The organism is Rhodococcus sp. NPDC004095, assembly GCF_053604015.1.
In genome coordinates, this window is the sequence record NZ_JBSGGS010000010.1 from 181,606 (window position 1) to 196,033 (window position 14,428).

Consider the following 14,428-nt stretch of genomic DNA (forward strand, 5'->3'; position numbering starts at 1 on the left):
GTCACATGGCTTCGAACGAACTGCATCCCGACGTCCCGGTGAAGGACGCCTCCACCGTCATCCTGGTGCGCGACGGCGCCTCGGGGCCGGAGGTGTTCCTGCTGCGCCGCGTGGCCGGTATGGCCTTCGCCGGTGGCATGACGGTCTTCCCCGGCGGCGGCGTCGATCCGCAGGACGCGACCGCGGACGTCGCGTGGGCCGGGCCCGCGGTGTCGTGGTGGGCCGAGCGGTTCGGGGTCGACGAGGCGCGGGCGAAGGCGTTGGTCTGCGCGGCGGTGCGGGAGACGTTCGAGGAGTGCGGGGTGCTGCTGGCCGGCCCGACCGCGACCACGGTCGTGGCCGACACCTCCGGTTACGCGCAGGCGCGCAAGCAGCTCGAGGCGCGGGAGTTCTCGTTCAGCGAGTTCCTCTCCCGGGAGGGCCTGGTGCTGCGCGCGGATCTGCTTCGCCCGTGGGCGAACTGGATCACCCCGGTCGGTGAGCACCGTCGCTACGACACCCGGTTCTTCGTCGCCGCGGCACCGGTCGGGCAGACCGCGGACGGTGAGACGTCCGAGGCCGCCGAGGTCGCGTGGCAGACGCCGGAGGAGGCGATCGCCGACTGGCGGGCGGGCAGGACGATGCTGCTGCCGCCGACGTGGACTCAGCTCCGGTCGATCGCCGCGTTCGGTTCGGTGGAGGCGGTGCTCGAAGCCGAACCGGAGATCCCGCGGATCCTGCCGACGCTCTACCAGGAGGAAGGTCAGCTGCGGGTGCGGTTCCCGGGACAGGACCCCTACTACGCCGCCGGAGTCCATCCCTGGAGCAAGCGGTAGCGCCGGATTGGGTTCGGAGCAAGCGGTAGCGCCGGATTGGGTTCGGAGCAAGCGGTAGCGCCGCCGGGATTCGGTTCAGGCGCAGGCGGTAGCCTTCCGCACATGGCTGAGTTCGTAACCCTCGAAGTTTCCGACGGCATCGGCACCATCCGACTGGCCCGTCCCCCGATGAACGCCCTGAATCGTCAGCTGCAGGAGGAGCTGCGGGCGGCGGCGCGTGAGGCCACCGTCAACGACGAGGTCAAGGCCGTCATCGTGTACGGCGGCGAGAAGGTGTTCGCGGCGGGCGCGGACATCAAGGAGATGGCGGAGATGACCTACGCCGACATGGCTCCGATCGCCGGCGAACTGCAGTCGGCGCTCGGCGCGATCGCCGACATCCCGAAGCCGACGGTCGCCGCGATCACCGGCTACGCGCTCGGCGGCGGACTCGAGATCGCGCTCGGCGCGGATCGGCGGATCGCCGGCGACAACGCCAAGGTCGGTGTCCCCGAGGTGCTGCTCGGCGTCATCCCAGGCGGCGGCGGCACCCAGCGCCTGGCCCGGCTGATCGGCCCGGCCAAGGCGAAGGACATGGTGTTCACCGGCCGTTTCGTCGGCGCCGAGGAGGCGCTGCAGATCGGCCTGATCGACGAGATGGTCGCCCCCGACGAGGTGTACAACGCCGCCCGTACGTGGGCGTCGCAGTTCGTGGGGGGCGCCTCCCGTGCGCTGGCCGCCGCGAAGGCGTCCATCGACCAGGGGCTGGACACCGATCTGAACACCGGCCTGAAGATCGAGGCCGCCCAGTTCGCCGCCCTGTTCGCGACCGAGGACCGGACCATCGGCATGGCCTCGTTCATCGAGAACGGCCCCGGCAAGGCGAAGTTCGTCGGCAAGTGACGCCGGTGTCCCGGGCGGTGCGTGGCGTGCCGCCCGGGGCCCGGGAATTTGAAAAACTAGAACTTGTTCATTGCTTACTGCAGGGTAGGCTCTCCTCCATGACTGCAAGCCCGAACAACGGCGTCGACCCGGCGCCGAACCCGCACGCCACGGCCGAAGAGGTCGAGGCGGCGCTCAAGGACACCAAGCTGGCCCAGGTCCTCTACCACGACTGGGAGGCCGAGACCTACGACGAGAAGTGGTCCATCTCGTACGACGAGCGCTGTATCGAATACGCCCGCGGGCGTTTCGACGCGGTCGCGGGGGACCAGCCGCTGCCGTACGAGCGGGCGCTCGAACTGGGCTGTGGCACCGGCTTCTTCCTGCTCAACCTGATGCAGGGCGGCGTCGCGAAGACCGGGTCGGTCACCGACCTGTCGCCGGGCATGGTCAAGGTCGCGCTGCGCAACGCCGAGGGCCTCGGCCTGCCGGTCGACGGCCGGGTGGCCGACGCGGAGCGGATCCCCTACGACGACAACACCTTCGACCTCGTCGTCGGGCACGCCGTCCTGCACCACATTCCGGACGTCGAGCAGTCGCTGCGCGAGGTCATCCGGGTGCTCAAGCCCGGCGGGCGCTTCGTGTTCGCCGGTGAGCCGACCACGGTCGGCGACTTCTACGCCCGCTGGCTCAGCCGTGCCACCTGGTACGTGACCACGAACGTCACCAAGCTGGGTCCGCTGCAGGGCTGGCGTCGCCCGCAGGCCGAACTCGACGAGTCCTCCCGCGCCGCAGCGCTCGAGGCGGTCGTCGACATCCACACCTTCGACCCGGACGACCTCGAGAAGATGGCGCGTTCCGCCGGGGCGGTGCAGGTGCACGCAGCCACCGAGGAGTTCACGGCCGCGATGCTCGGATGGCCTGTGCGCACCTTCGAGGCCGCGGTGCCCGAGGGGAAGCTCGGCTGGAACTGGGCCAAGTTCGCGTTCGGTGGCTTCAAGGCCCTGAGCTGGGTGGACGAGAAGATCATGAAGCGCGTCGTCCCTCGCGGCTTCTTCTACAACGCGATGATCACCGGCGTGAAGCCGGGCGAGAAGGAGTCCTGACTCACCGGTGGGATACGACTTCACCACCTCGGATGTCCGGTATCTGAGCGCCGCCGCCGCCGACCTCGCCGAGGTGGATCGTCTGGAGTTCTCGCCGCGTACGCACCTGGCCGACATCGGCCGGGTGCGTACGCGTTTCGGGGACCGGGCCGGTGCGCTCGTCGAGACGGTGCTGCTGCGACGTCGCGCCGAGGGCAAGCTCGCCGGACACGACTGGCTGCTCACCGACGACGCGTTGCAGCAGGCCACACCGACGGTGGTCGCGGGCCGGCGGGCGCTGCGGCTCGCCGGCCGGGACGTGCACGACGTCACCTGTTCCATCGGGGCGGAACTGTCCGCGCTCGTCGGGATCGCGGGCGTGGTGCTCGGCAGCGATCTCGACCCCGTCCGCCTCGCGATGGCGGCGTGGAACGTGCCCGGAGCCACCGTGATCCGCGCGGACGCGCTGGCGCCGTGCAGTCGTGGCACGGTCGTGCTTGCCGACCCCGCCCGGCGGTCCGGGGGCAAACGCAGGCACGACCCGGCCGCGCTGATGCCGCCGCTGCCGGACCTGCTGGACGTGTACTCCGGACGTGACATCGCGGTCAAGTGTGCACCCGGCCTGGACTACGACCAGCTGGGCTGGGACGGCGAGGTGGAGATCGTCTCCCTGTCCGGCGGGGTGCGTGAGGCATGCCTGTGGTCGCCGGGTCTGGCGGGCGCCGGGGTGCACCGGCGTGCGACGGTCCTCGCCGCCGACGGCACCGGCTGGGAGATCACCGACGCCGAACCGGACGAGATCCCGGAAAGGGAGCCGGGGGAGTGGATCGTCGACCCGGACGGTGCCGTGGTGCGGGCCGGGCTGGTACGGCACTACGCCGCCCGGCACGGGCTCTGGCAGCTCGACCCGCGGATCGCCTACCTCACCGGCGACACGGTTCCGACGGGGGTGCGCGGCTTCCGGATTCTGGCGCAGCTCAAGTACTCCGAGAAGGCGCTGCGTCAGGAACTGACCCGCATGGACTGCGGTGTCGCGGAGATCCTGGTCCGCGGTGTCGACGTCGACCCGGCGGTGCTGCGGCCCAAGCTCAAACTGAAGGGCGGCCGCTCGCTGAGCGTCGTGCTCACGCGGATCGGCCGCACGCCCACGGCGTTCGTCTGCGAGCCCGGCGCCCGCGCGTAACTCTCCCTGCGGGCGGGTGCCGGCGAAGCGGTGTCAGGCGGCGCGGGTGGTCGCGACGAGCTCGAGGCCCTCGCGGTACCGATCCAGCACGACCTCCACGAGCAGTGGATGGTCGCCGATCACGCCGGCGCGCAGCGCATCCGGGGCCACCGCGTCCGTCGCAGTGTCGATGCGGTCCGTGAGCAGCCCGGGTGCCAGGAACCAGGGGGCGACGACGATGCGCCGCGCACCGTCCGCCCGCAGTCGTGAGACCGCCTGCGACAGCGACGGATCGGTGGTCGCGAAGCATGCCCGCGCACCGGACCACGACGTGCCCGCGAGCAGCCGTGGCGCGATTGCGGCGGTGCGGTCGTTGGCCTCGGCGCGGGACGAGCCGACCGCGGCGAGCACCACCCCGACCTGCGGGTCGTCGAGCGCGACGCCGGCAGTGCGCACACGGTCCCGGACCGCGCCGACGAGGCGGTCGTCGTCGCCGAGGACGTCGGCCTGCACCAGATCCAGGCCGCGGTGCCGCGCCCGCGCGGCCGCGAGCAGTCCCGGCAGGTCCACGCGGGCGTGGAAGGCGTTGCCCAGCAACAACGGCACGACCACGGCCGACGAATGGCCCTCCGCGGCGACGGTGTCGACGACCTGGTCCACCGACGGGGCGGACAGGTCGAGGAAGCAGAGCCGGACGTCGAGATCCGGCCGGGCGCCCCTGACCGCCGCCACGGCCGCCGCGACGGACCGCGCCGAGCGCGGGTCGCGGCTGCCGTGGGCGACGAGGATCATCGGCGGCACCGCCGCGGCGATCAGGGGCGGTGTCACCGAGCTAGACCCGCTCGCCCAGTTCGACGGCGGCGATCGCGTCGCCGACCAGCCCGGCAGCGAGGGTGTTGCCACCGGCCGGGTCGATCAGCAGGAAACTCCCGGTGTGCCGGTTCACGCGGTAGTCGTCCGCGACGATCGGCTCCGCGACGCGCACCGAGATCTTGCCGATCTCGTTGAGCTGCAACGATGCCGGGCTCGGCTCCGTGGTCAGCTCCTGCTCGTCGAACCGCTCGACAATGGCGCCGACGATGGCCTGCGTGGTGCGGGTGCCGTGCTTGAGCAGCAGCCGGGCACCGGGGTGCAGCGGCTTCTCGGCCAGCCAGCACACGGTCGCCTCGAACTCGCCCAGCGGCTCCGGGGCGTCCTGCGGCGAGGCGATGGTGTCGCCGCGGGAGATGTCGACCTCGTCCTCGAGCACCAGCGTGACGCTGCGGCCCGCGTGCGCGGCGGCGAGCTCCCCGTCCGCGGTGTCGACCCGCGCGACGGTGGTGCGGATGCCGGACGGCAGCACCACGACCTCGTCACCCGGGCGGACCTCGCCCGCGGCGACCTGGCCTGCGTACCCGCGGTAGTCGGGGAACTCGGCGGTGCGCGGCCGGATCACGTACTGCACCGGGAAGCGCAGGCCCACACGGTGCGGCTCGGAATCGACCGGAACCGACTCGAGGTGCTCGATCAGCGTCGGACCGTCGTAGTACGGGGTGTTCTCCGAGCGCACGGCCACGTTGTCGCCGTGCAGCGCGGAGACCGGGATCTCCACGACGTCCTCGTCCGCCCAGCCCAGCGACGAGGTCAGCTCGTTGAACTCGCGGGAGATGTCCGCGAACACCGTCGCCGGATCCTCGACGAGGTCGATCTTGTTGACGGCCAGCACCAGCTTCGGCACACCGAGCAACGCGAGGACGGCCGCGTGCTTGCGGGTCTGCGAGATCACACCCTTGCGGGCGTCGACGAGCAGAACCACCAGCTGCGCGGTCGAGGCGCCCGAGACGGTGTTGCGGGTGTACTGGACGTGACCGGGGGTGTCCGCCAGCACGAAGCTGCGCTTCGGGGTGGCGAAGTACCGGTACGCGACGTCGATGGTGATGCCCTGCTCGCGTTCGGCGCGCAGGCCGTCGACCAGCAGCGAGAGGTCGGGGGTGTCGAGGCCCTTGTCGACCGACGCGCGGGTGACGGCGTCGATCTGGTCGGCCAGAACGGATTTCGTGTCGTACAGCAGCCGGCCCACCAGGGTGGACTTGCCGTCGTCGACGCTGCCGGCCGTAGCCAGGCGCAACAGGTCGCTCATGATCAGAAGTAGCCCTCTCGCTTGCGGTCTTCCATGGCCGCCTCGGAAACTCGGTCGTCGCTCGCCCCGGGACGTGCACTGTGCGTCGCGCTCGGTCCGGTGACGCGCATCAGAAGTAGCCTTCGCGCTTGCGGTCTTCCATGGCCGCCTCGGAAACTCGGTCGTCGCCGCGCGTTGCGCCGCGCTCGGTCAGCCGCGACGCCGCGACCTCGGCCAGGATGGCGTCGTTGTCGGCGGCCTCGGACAGCACCGCGCCGGTGGTGGAGCCGTCACCGACGGTGCGGTAGCGCACCGACAGGGTCTGCACCTGCTCGCCCTCGCGCGGTCCGCCCCACACGCCGGAGGTCATCCACATGCCGTCGCGCTGGTACACCTCGCGCTGGTGGGCGTAGTAGATGCTCGCCAGTTCGATGTCGTCGCGGGCGATGTAGCGCCAGATGTCGAGCTCGGTGAAGTTGCTCAGCGGGAACACCCGCACCTGCTCGCCGGGGGAGTGCTTGCCGTTGTACAGGTTCCACAGCTCCGGGCGCTGCTTCTTCGGGTCCCAGCGGCCGAACGAGTCGCGCAGCGAGAAGATCCGCTCCTTGGCCCGCGAGCGCTCCTCGTCCCGGCGCCCGCCACCGAAGATCGCGTCGAAGCGGTGCTCGGCGATCGCGTCGAGCAGCGGCACGGTCTGCAGCGGGTTGCGGACGCCGTCGGGCCGCTCCGTGAGCCGGCCGTCGGCGAGGTAGTCCTCGACGTTGGCCACGTGCAGGCGCAGGTTGTACTTCTCGACGACGTGGTCCCGGAACGCCAGCACCTCGGGCAGGTTGTGCCCGGTGTCGACGTGCAGCAGCGCGAACGGGATCGGGGCCGGCCAGAACGCCTTGATCGCCAGGTGCAGGAGCACCGTGGAGTCCTTGCCGCCGGAGAACAGGATCACCGGGCGCTCGAACTCTCCGGCGACCTCGCGGAAGATGTGGATGGCTTCGGATTCGAGGGCCGCGAGGGTGTCGAAGTCGGCGCCGTCCAGAAGCGGTCGGATGTCGGTCAGTTCAGCAGTCATGAGGCGTGCAACCCGCATTCTGTCTTGGAGTTGCCGGCCCAACGTCCGCTGCGCGGATCGGAGCCGGGAGCTGGCTTGGAGGTGCAGGGCGCGCACCCGATGGACGGATAACCCTCGTCGACGAGCGGATTGACGAGGATGCCGTGCCTGTCGATGTAGTTCTGCATGTCCTCGTCGGACCAGGCGGCGATCGGGTTGATCTTCACCAGGCCGAAGCCCTCGTCGTACGAGATCAGCGGTGCGTTGGCCCGGGTGGGTGCCTCGACGCGGCGGATGCCGGTGACCCACGCCTTGTATCCGGCGAGGGTGTTCTTCAGCGGCACCACCTTCCGCAGCCGGCAGCACTCGTTGGCGTCGCGGGCGAAGAGGTCCTTGCCCAGCAGGGCATCCTGTTCGGCGACCGTCTGCTCGGCCTTGGCGTTGATCACGTTGACCCCGTAGACGGCCTCGACGGCGTCGCGGGTGCCGATCGTCTCGGCGAAGTGGTAGCCGGTGTCGAGGAACAGCACGTCGACGCCGGGATGCACCTGCGCCGCCAGGTGCACGAGCACCCCGTCCTGCATGTTCGACGCGACGATGTACTGGCTGCGCTGATTCCCCGTCGCTACGCTCGCCGCCCCGAAGGTGTCCTCGGTCCAGCGCAGGAGTTCCTCGGCGGACGCGCCGTCGAGACTTGCCGCCCCCTGCGCGGCAAGGTCGCGGAGATCGGCCTCGGTGGCGTCGGTCAGGTCGAGACCTGTTGTCATCGCAAATCCTCCTCGTCCGCACGGACTGCCCATTCGGCGAACCGTTCGCCCTCGTTGCGGTGCTTGACGAACTGCCGCACCACGCGCTCGATGTAGTCGCCCAGCTCTTCGCTGGTCACCTTGTGCTGGCGCAGCTTGCGGCCGAACGCGGCGTCGAGGCCGAGGCTGCCGCCCAGATGCACCTGGAAGCCCTCGATCTGGTTGCCCTCGCCGTCGTCGACCAGCTGGCCCTTGAACCCGATGTCCGCGATCTGGGAGCGGCCGCACGAGTTGGGGCAGCCGTTGATGTTCACCGTGATCGGCACGTCGAGGGAGGCGTTGATGTCTGCCAGCCGCTCCTCGAGTTCCGGCGCGAGCACCTGGGACCGCTTGCGGGTCTCGGTGAAGGACAGCTTGCAGAACTCGATGCCACTGCACGCCAGCAGATTCCGCCGCCAGTGCGACGGCCGTCCGTGCAGACCAAGAGGTTTGAGCTCGTCGATCAGCCATTCGACCTTGTCGTCGGGCACGTCGAGCACGATCAGCTTCTGGTACGGGGTGAAGCGGACGCGGTCGGAGCCGACGGCGGCCACTGCGTCCGCCACCTTGGTCAGGATGGTGCCCGAGACCCGGCCTGCGATGGGGGAGAAGCCGATGGCGTTGAGCCCGTTGCGCAGCTTCTGCACGCCGATGTGGTCGATCGGACGGGCCGGCTTCTCCGGGGCGGGGCCGTCGATCAGCTTCCGCTTCAGGTACTCGGTCTCGAGCACCTCGCGGAACTTCTCGATGCCCCAGTCCTTGATCAGGAACTTCAGCCGCGCCTTGCTGCGCAACCGGCGGTAGCCGTAGTCGCGGAAGATCGAGACGACCGCCTCCCACACGTCCGGCACCTCGTCGAGCGGCACCCACACCCCGACCCGTTGCGCAAGCATCGGGTTGGTGGACAGGCCGCCGCCGACCCAGAGGTCGAGTCCGGGGCCGTGCTCGGGGTGGTTGACGCCGATGAACGCGACGTCGTTGATCTCGTGGACCACGTCCTGCTGGCCGGAGATCGCGGTCTTGAACTTGCGCGGCAGGTTCGAGTACGCCGGGTCGCCGATGTAGCGACGGACGATCTCGTCGATCGCCGGGGTCGGGTCGAGGATCTCGTCCAGCGACTCGCCGGCCAGGGGGGAGCCGAGGACGACGCGCGGGCAGTCGCCGCACGCCTCGGTGGTCTTGAGGCCGACGGACTCGAGGCGGCGCCAGATCTCCGGGACGTTCTCGATCTCGATCCAGTGGTACTGGACGTTCTCCCGGTCGGACAGGTCGGCGGTGTCGCGGCCGAACTCGGTGGAGATGCCGCCGAGGGTGCGCAGCTGCTCGACGTTCAGGGCGCCGGCGTCGCAACGCACGCGCATCATGAAGTACCGGGCCTCGAGCAGGTCGATGTTCTCGTCACCGGTGTAGGTGCCGTCGTAGCCCTGCTCGCGCTGCGTGTAGAGGCCCCACCACCGCATGCGGCCGCGCAGGTCGGACTTGTCGATGCTGTCGAAACCCTGCTTCGAGTAGATGTCCTCGATGCGGGCGCGGACGTTGAGGGGGTTGTCGTCCTTCTTGGTCTGCTCGTTGGCGTTGAGCGGCTCGCGGTAGCCGAGGGCCCACTGGCCCTCGGAGCGACGCTTGACCGGCCGCGGGGTGCGGGCGCGGGGTGCGGCCTCGGTATCCGCGGGGGGTGACGAGTCGACGGACTGCGACATCAGGGCGCTCCAAGATCTGCTTCAGGTGGATCTTTACGGGCGCCGGTCTACCGGGGCATGGCTGAGGCGGGGAGGGCTGTCCCCGCGTTGCCCACATTCGAGACCGGCCGGGACTGGCGGGGTGCTGGGAATGCGTCTACGCAGAAGAGGGAAGACAGCAACAGCTACAGACGCGCTTGAGATCGACATGGCGGCGAGCCACGAGCACAATCCCAAGTCCGGTCACGCCGACGATTGTGCCAGATCACACCGCCGATTCCGACACCCCGGCGGACATTTCCCCCGGATTGGGGGGAAATGCGCAGGGCAGCGGCCGGTGTGGGATGGGTCACTCCCGGGTCGGTGGAACACTGGAGGGGTGAGTACACCCCTTACCGAGCCGGCCGCGGCGGAGTTCGCACTGCCCGACGACGCGCTGGTCGGTGTCGGTTCGCGGCCGTTCGGTATCTACGTCCATGTCCCGTTCTGCGCCACCCGCTGCGGCTACTGCGACTTCAACACCTACACCGCGGGCGAGCTCGGCACCTCCGCGTCACCGCAGTCGTGGCTCGAGGGGTTGCGCCGCGAGCTCGACGCCGGCGCCGCGATGCTCGGCCGCGACGGCCGAGCGGTGCCCGCGGCGCAGACGGTGTTCGTCGGAGGCGGCACTCCGTCGCTGCTCGGCGGCGACGGGCTGGCCGAGGTGCTCGACGCGGTGCGTGCCAGCTTCGGTCTGGCCGTCGGCGCGGAGGTGACCACCGAGTCCAACCCGGAGTCCACGTCGCCGGAGTTCTTCACGGCGATCCGCGACGCCGGGTTCACGCGGGTGTCGCTCGGAATGCAGTCCGCCGCGCAGCACGTGTTGCGGATCCTCGATCGCACCCACACCCCGGGCCGGGCTGTCGCGGCGGCCCGGGAGGCGCGTGCGGCCGGGTTCGAGCACGTCAACCTCGACATGATCTACGGCACCCCCGGCGAACGCGACGCGGATCTCGACGCCACCCTGGATGCGGTGCTCTCCGCGGGCGTCGACCATGTCTCCGCCTACGCGCTGATCGTCGAGGACGGCACCGCCCTGGCCCGCCGGGTGCGCCGCGGCGAACTTCCCGCTCCCGACGACGACGTCCTCGCCGCTCGCTACGAGCGCATCGACGCTCGGCTCGCCGACGCGGGCCTGCACTGGTACGAGGTGTCGAACTGGGCGGCCGGTGAGAAGTCCGCCTGCAGGCACAACATCGGGTACTGGGACGGCGGGGACTGGTGGGGCGCCGGGCCCGGCGCGCACAGTCACGTGGGCGGCGTGCGCTGGTGGAACGTCAAGCATCCGGCCCGTTACGCGGACCGGTTGGCATCCGGTGTGCTGCCGGTCGCGGACAGCGAGGTCCTCACCGCCGAGGATCGGCACGTCGAACGGGTGATGTTGAGTGTCCGCCTGCGGACCGGGCTGCCGCTGTCCGAGCTGTCGGACAGCGAACGCGCGGCGGCCGCGCGGGTCGTCGAGGACGGGCTCGCGGTGGCGGATGCCGATCGGCTGGTGCTGACCGATCGCGGGCGGTTGCTCGCCGACGGGGTGATCCGCGACATCGTTGCGTGAGTGGACTTTTCGCCATTCGGGAGGGTGAGTCGCCGCCGGGTCGTTGCGCAGGAGATTTAGGGCAAATACGACACGCCGCGTCGATCGGTGGATGGCGGTCCGCCGCTGCTGGCACCCTCGTCAACGTCTTCGGCACCCACACCCGGGCGATCCAGAGTTCTGTGGACGAGGCACGCAAGGCTGACGTCGTGTACGAGCTCGCCGGCTGTCTGGGGGGCCGGAGCGGGTCCAGATGCGGTCCGCGATCGCCTGCGGTGGCCCGGCCGCGGCGTCACGGGTCGAAGACGGCGTTCCCGGCCCGGTCCGGCTACGTAGAATTGGGGCACACGGCCGAGTGCCGACGAGGGCAGGAAAGTGGGTATGCCCGCCGCCAAGGATCTACCGAGGTTGTCGCGACGCAGTCGCATCCTGCTGCTGGCCGCGGCGTTCCTGCTCGTGGCGCTGGTCTTCGTCCCGCCGCTGGTGCACGCGTACACGGACTGGCTGTGGTTCGGTGAGGTGGGCTTCCGCAGGGTCTGGGCGACCGTGCTGGTCACCCGAGCGCTGACGTTCCTGGCGGTGTCCACGCTGGTCGGCGGTGCGATGGCACTGGCGGCGCTTCTGGCGTTCCGGGCGCGGCCGGTGGTCGCTCCCCGCAACGGGTCGGACGACCCGATCCAGGTGATCCGGATGATCGTGCTGCGGCGGCCGCGGCTGTTCGGGCTGGGGATCCCGGTCATCGTCGGGCTGCTCTGCGGGCTGATCGCGCAGACGAACTGGACCACGATCCAGCTCTTCCTGCACGGCGGCTCGTTCGGCGTCACCGACCCCCAGTTCGGTCTGGACGTCGGGTTCTACGTGTTCGACCTGCCGTTCTACCGCGCCGTGCTGAACTGGCTCTTCGCGGCCATCATCCTGGCCTTCGTGACCTCGCTGGCGACCCACTACCTGTTCGGCGGAATCCGGGTGTCCGAGGAGGCGAGTGGCGTGACGTGGGCCGCCCGCGTGCAGCTCGCGGTGCTGGTCGGCACGTTCATCCTGCTCAAAGCCATCGCCTACTGGTTCGATCGGTACGCCCTGTTGTCGAGCTCGCGCAAGGAACCGACCTTCGCCGGCGGCGGCTACACCGACATCAACGCGCTGCTTCCGGCCAAGCTGATCCTGCTGGCCATCGCCGTCATCTGCGCCGTCGCGTTCTTCGCCGTCGTGGTGGTGCGGGACCTGCGCATCCCTGCGATGGCCGCGATCCTGTTGGTGCTGTCCTCGATCGTGGTGGGTGCGGTGTGGCCGCTGGCGGTCGAACAGTTCTCGGTGCGTCCCAACGCCGCCGATCGGGAGAGCCCGTACATCGCACGCAACATCGCCGCCACCCGACAGGCCTACGGCATCGGTGCCGACAAGGTCGAGTTCCAGCCCTATCCCGGCATCGGGACGAGGTCGCCACCGGACGTGCCCGCCGACGTGACCACGATCGCAAACGCCCGGCTGCTGGACCCGAATGTGCTCTCGCACACGTTCATCCAGCAGCAGCAGCTCAAGAACTTCTACACGTTCCCGCCGACACTGGACCTGGACCGCTACTCCGTCGGCGGTCAGTTGCGTGACTACGTCGTCGCTGCCCGCGAACTGACGCCGAGCAGCCTGAGCGGTAACCAGACCCAGTGGGTCAACATGCACACCGTCTACACGCACGGCGACGGGTTCGTGGCGGCCCCTGCGAACCGGGTCAACGCCGCGGTCCGCGAAGCGGCGACGGACACGGCCAGCAGCAACAGCGGCTATCCCGTCTACATGGTGAGCGACATCGCCAGTCAGGAATCCGGGCGCCAGATCATCCGGGTCGATCAGCCGCGCATCTACTTCGGGGAGATGATCGCGAGAGCCGACCCGGACTACGCGATCGTCGGCGGTCCGCAGGGATCGGCTCCGCGCGAGTACGACACCGACAACTCCACCTACACCTATGCCGGGACCGGCGGGGTTCCCATCGGGAACTGGCTCAACCGCGTGGCCTTCGCCGTCCGGTACACCGAGCGGAACATCATCTTCTCCAAGGCCATCGGGTCCGACTCGAAGATCGTCTTCAACCGCGACCCGGCCGAGCGGGTGCGCCTGGTGGCCCCGTGGCTGACCACCGATCACGATCCCTACCCGGCCGTCGTCGGCGGGCGGATCGTGTGGATCGTCGACAGCTACACCACCGCGAGCAACTATCCCTACGCGCAGCGGAGTTCGCTCGACGACCTCGCGGCCGCACCGGAGGGCGCCGGAACGGAACAGGGCCGCGAGGTGTCCTACATCCGGAACTCGGTGAAGGCCACCGTCGACGCCTATGACGGCACGGTGACGCTGTACCAGGTCGATCAGCAGGATCCGGTGCTGAAGGCGTGGATGGCGGCGTTCCCGGGAACCGTGCAACCGGCGAGCGCCGTCCCCGACGAGCTGCGGGCGCACTTCCGGTACCCCGAGGACCAGTTCAAGATCCAACGCGACATGCTGGCGAGGTACCACGTCGACGATCCACGGGAGTTCTTCACCACCAATGCATTCTGGTCGGTGCCGAGCGACCCGACGGTCGAGACCAACCCGTACCAGATGCCGTTCTACGTGCTCGTGGGCGACCAGGCCACGGCGGAGCCGTCGTTCCGGCTGGCGAGCGCGATGGTCGGCTTCCGGCGCGAGTTCCTCTCCGCCTACATCTCGGCGCACTCGGATCCGCAGGACTACGGCAAGCTGACCGTGCTCGAGTTGCCGACCGACACGCTGACCCAGGGCCCGCAGCAGATCCAGAACTCGATGATCTCGGACACCCGGGTGGCGTCCGAGCGCACGCTGCTGGAGCGATCGAACCGGATCCAGTACGGCAACCTGCTGACGCTGCCGATCGCCGACGGCGGCGTGCTGTACGTCGAGCCGCTGTTCACCGAGCGGATCGCGTCGGCGCAGAACACCTCCACGTTCCCGCAGCTGGCCCGGATGCTGGTGAGCTACCGGGAACCGGGTGTCACCGGTGGTGTGCGGGTCGGGTACGCCCCGACCCTGGCCGAGGCGCTCGACCAGATCTTCGGACCCGGTGTCGGCGGGTTGGCGACCGCCCCGGAGACCGGCGGTCAGCAGCCGTCGCCGGACACCGGTGCGCCCCTGCCTGCGCCCCCTGTGGCCGCGCCCCCGAACCCGGCCCTCGCCGACCTGAACGCGGCGCTGGCGCAGCTGCGGGAGGCGCTGGACCGGCTGCAGCGGGCGGTCGACTCCTATCAGAACGCCCCGCGATAGCCGGCTTGGGCCTGTGCCCGACCCGTACCCCGTCCGGGGTGAACTCGAACCG

Annotated in this window: 12 protein-coding genes; 6 read left to right on the plus strand and 6 right to left on the minus strand. The window is 69.9% G+C overall.

The genetic code is table 11. From position 1 onward, the window contains the following. Positions 1-5 precede the first annotated feature (5 nt). The 4 genes from ACWEPG_RS20340 (at position 6) to ACWEPG_RS20355 (ending at position 3,944) form a co-directional block, all read left to right on the plus strand. On the plus strand, positions 6-815 hold the full coding sequence (locus ACWEPG_RS20340) for an NUDIX hydrolase (protein ID WP_452595140.1): 810 nt from the start codon (positions 6-8) through the stop codon (positions 813-815). A 102-nt stretch (positions 816-917) separates the two neighbouring features. Beyond that, positions 918-1,697 (plus strand): enoyl-CoA hydratase/isomerase family protein, encoded by a 780-nt coding sequence (locus tag ACWEPG_RS20345; RefSeq protein ID WP_450112718.1) that lies wholly within the window; start codon positions 918-920, stop codon positions 1,695-1,697. A gap of 98 nt (positions 1,698-1,795) precedes the next feature. Continuing rightward, entirely contained in the window at positions 1,796-2,782 is a 987-nt protein-coding gene (locus ACWEPG_RS20350) for a class I SAM-dependent methyltransferase (RefSeq protein ID WP_450112719.1), read from the plus strand. A 7-nt stretch (positions 2,783-2,789) separates the two neighbouring features. After that, complete coding sequence (locus ACWEPG_RS20355; RefSeq protein ID WP_450112720.1) at positions 2,790-3,944, plus strand: THUMP-like domain-containing protein; 1,155 nt, start codon at positions 2,790-2,792, stop codon at positions 3,942-3,944. A 33-nt stretch (positions 3,945-3,977) separates the two neighbouring features. Here ACWEPG_RS20355 and ACWEPG_RS20360 read toward each other — a convergent pair whose 3' ends face one another. The 6 genes from ACWEPG_RS20360 to ACWEPG_RS20385 form a co-directional block, all read right to left on the minus strand. Beyond that, positions 3,978-4,724, minus strand: a complete 747-nt coding sequence (locus ACWEPG_RS20360) for a sirohydrochlorin chelatase (protein ID WP_450112859.1) — start codon at positions 4,722-4,724, stop codon at positions 3,978-3,980. Between the two features lie 31 nt (positions 4,725-4,755). Further along, positions 4,756-6,042, minus strand: coding sequence for a sulfate adenylyltransferase subunit 1 (locus tag ACWEPG_RS20365; protein WP_450112721.1), 1,287 nt, complete (start codon positions 6,040-6,042; stop codon positions 4,756-4,758). A 109-nt stretch (positions 6,043-6,151) separates the two neighbouring features. Next, entirely contained in the window at positions 6,152-7,087 is a 936-nt protein-coding gene (cysD, locus tag ACWEPG_RS20370; protein ID WP_450112722.1) for a sulfate adenylyltransferase subunit CysD, read from the minus strand. Then, on the minus strand, positions 7,084-7,833 hold the full coding sequence (locus ACWEPG_RS20375) for a phosphoadenylyl-sulfate reductase (RefSeq protein WP_450112723.1): 750 nt from the start codon (positions 7,831-7,833) through the stop codon (positions 7,084-7,086). Before ACWEPG_RS20375 ends, cysD begins: the two co-directional genes overlap by 4 nt. Further along, positions 7,830-9,551, minus strand: a complete 1,722-nt coding sequence (locus ACWEPG_RS20380; RefSeq protein ID WP_450112724.1) for a nitrite/sulfite reductase — start codon at positions 9,549-9,551, stop codon at positions 7,830-7,832. Before ACWEPG_RS20380 ends, ACWEPG_RS20375 begins: the two co-directional genes overlap by 4 nt. 136 nt (positions 9,552-9,687) lie before the next feature. Then, a complete protein-coding gene (locus ACWEPG_RS20385) occupies positions 9,688-9,777 on the minus strand; it encodes an Ms4527A family Cys-rich leader peptide (RefSeq protein ID WP_450112725.1) in 90 nt (29 codons plus the stop codon). 132 nt (positions 9,778-9,909) lie between these two features. On the opposite strand from ACWEPG_RS20385, the gene hemW reads away from it, so the two are divergent. Continuing rightward, a complete protein-coding gene (gene hemW / locus ACWEPG_RS20390) occupies positions 9,910-11,124 on the plus strand; it encodes a radical SAM family heme chaperone HemW (RefSeq protein ID WP_450112726.1) in 1,215 nt (404 codons plus the stop codon). Between the two features lie 354 nt (positions 11,125-11,478). Beyond that, on the plus strand, positions 11,479-14,376 hold the full coding sequence (locus ACWEPG_RS20395; RefSeq protein WP_450112727.1) for a UPF0182 family protein: 2,898 nt from the start codon (positions 11,479-11,481) through the stop codon (positions 14,374-14,376). Positions 14,377-14,428: the final 52 nt, after the last annotated feature.

Excerpts from the sequence above, each read along its gene's own strand:
- ACWEPG_RS20375 (WP_450112723.1), bottom strand. The coding sequence starts at position 7,833 with ATGACAACAGGTCTCGACCTGACCGACGCCACCGAGGCCGATCTCCGC.
- ACWEPG_RS20365 (WP_450112721.1), bottom strand. The coding sequence starts at position 6,042 with ATGAGCGACCTGTTGCGCCTGGCTACGGCCGGCAGCGTCGACGACGGC.
- ACWEPG_RS20345 (WP_450112718.1), top strand. The coding sequence starts at position 918 with ATGGCTGAGTTCGTAACCCTCGAAGTTTCCGACGGCATCGGCACCATC.
- ACWEPG_RS20350 (WP_450112719.1), top strand. The coding sequence starts at position 1,796 with ATGACTGCAAGCCCGAACAACGGCGTCGACCCGGCGCCGAACCCGCAC.
- ACWEPG_RS20340 (WP_452595140.1), top strand. The coding sequence starts at position 6 with ATGGCTTCGAACGAACTGCATCCCGACGTCCCGGTGAAGGACGCCTCC.
- cysD (WP_450112722.1), bottom strand. The coding sequence starts at position 7,087 with ATGACTGCTGAACTGACCGACATCCGACCGCTTCTGGACGGCGCCGAC.
- ACWEPG_RS20380 (WP_450112724.1), bottom strand. The coding sequence starts at position 9,551 with ATGTCGCAGTCCGTCGACTCGTCACCCCCCGCGGATACCGAGGCCGCA.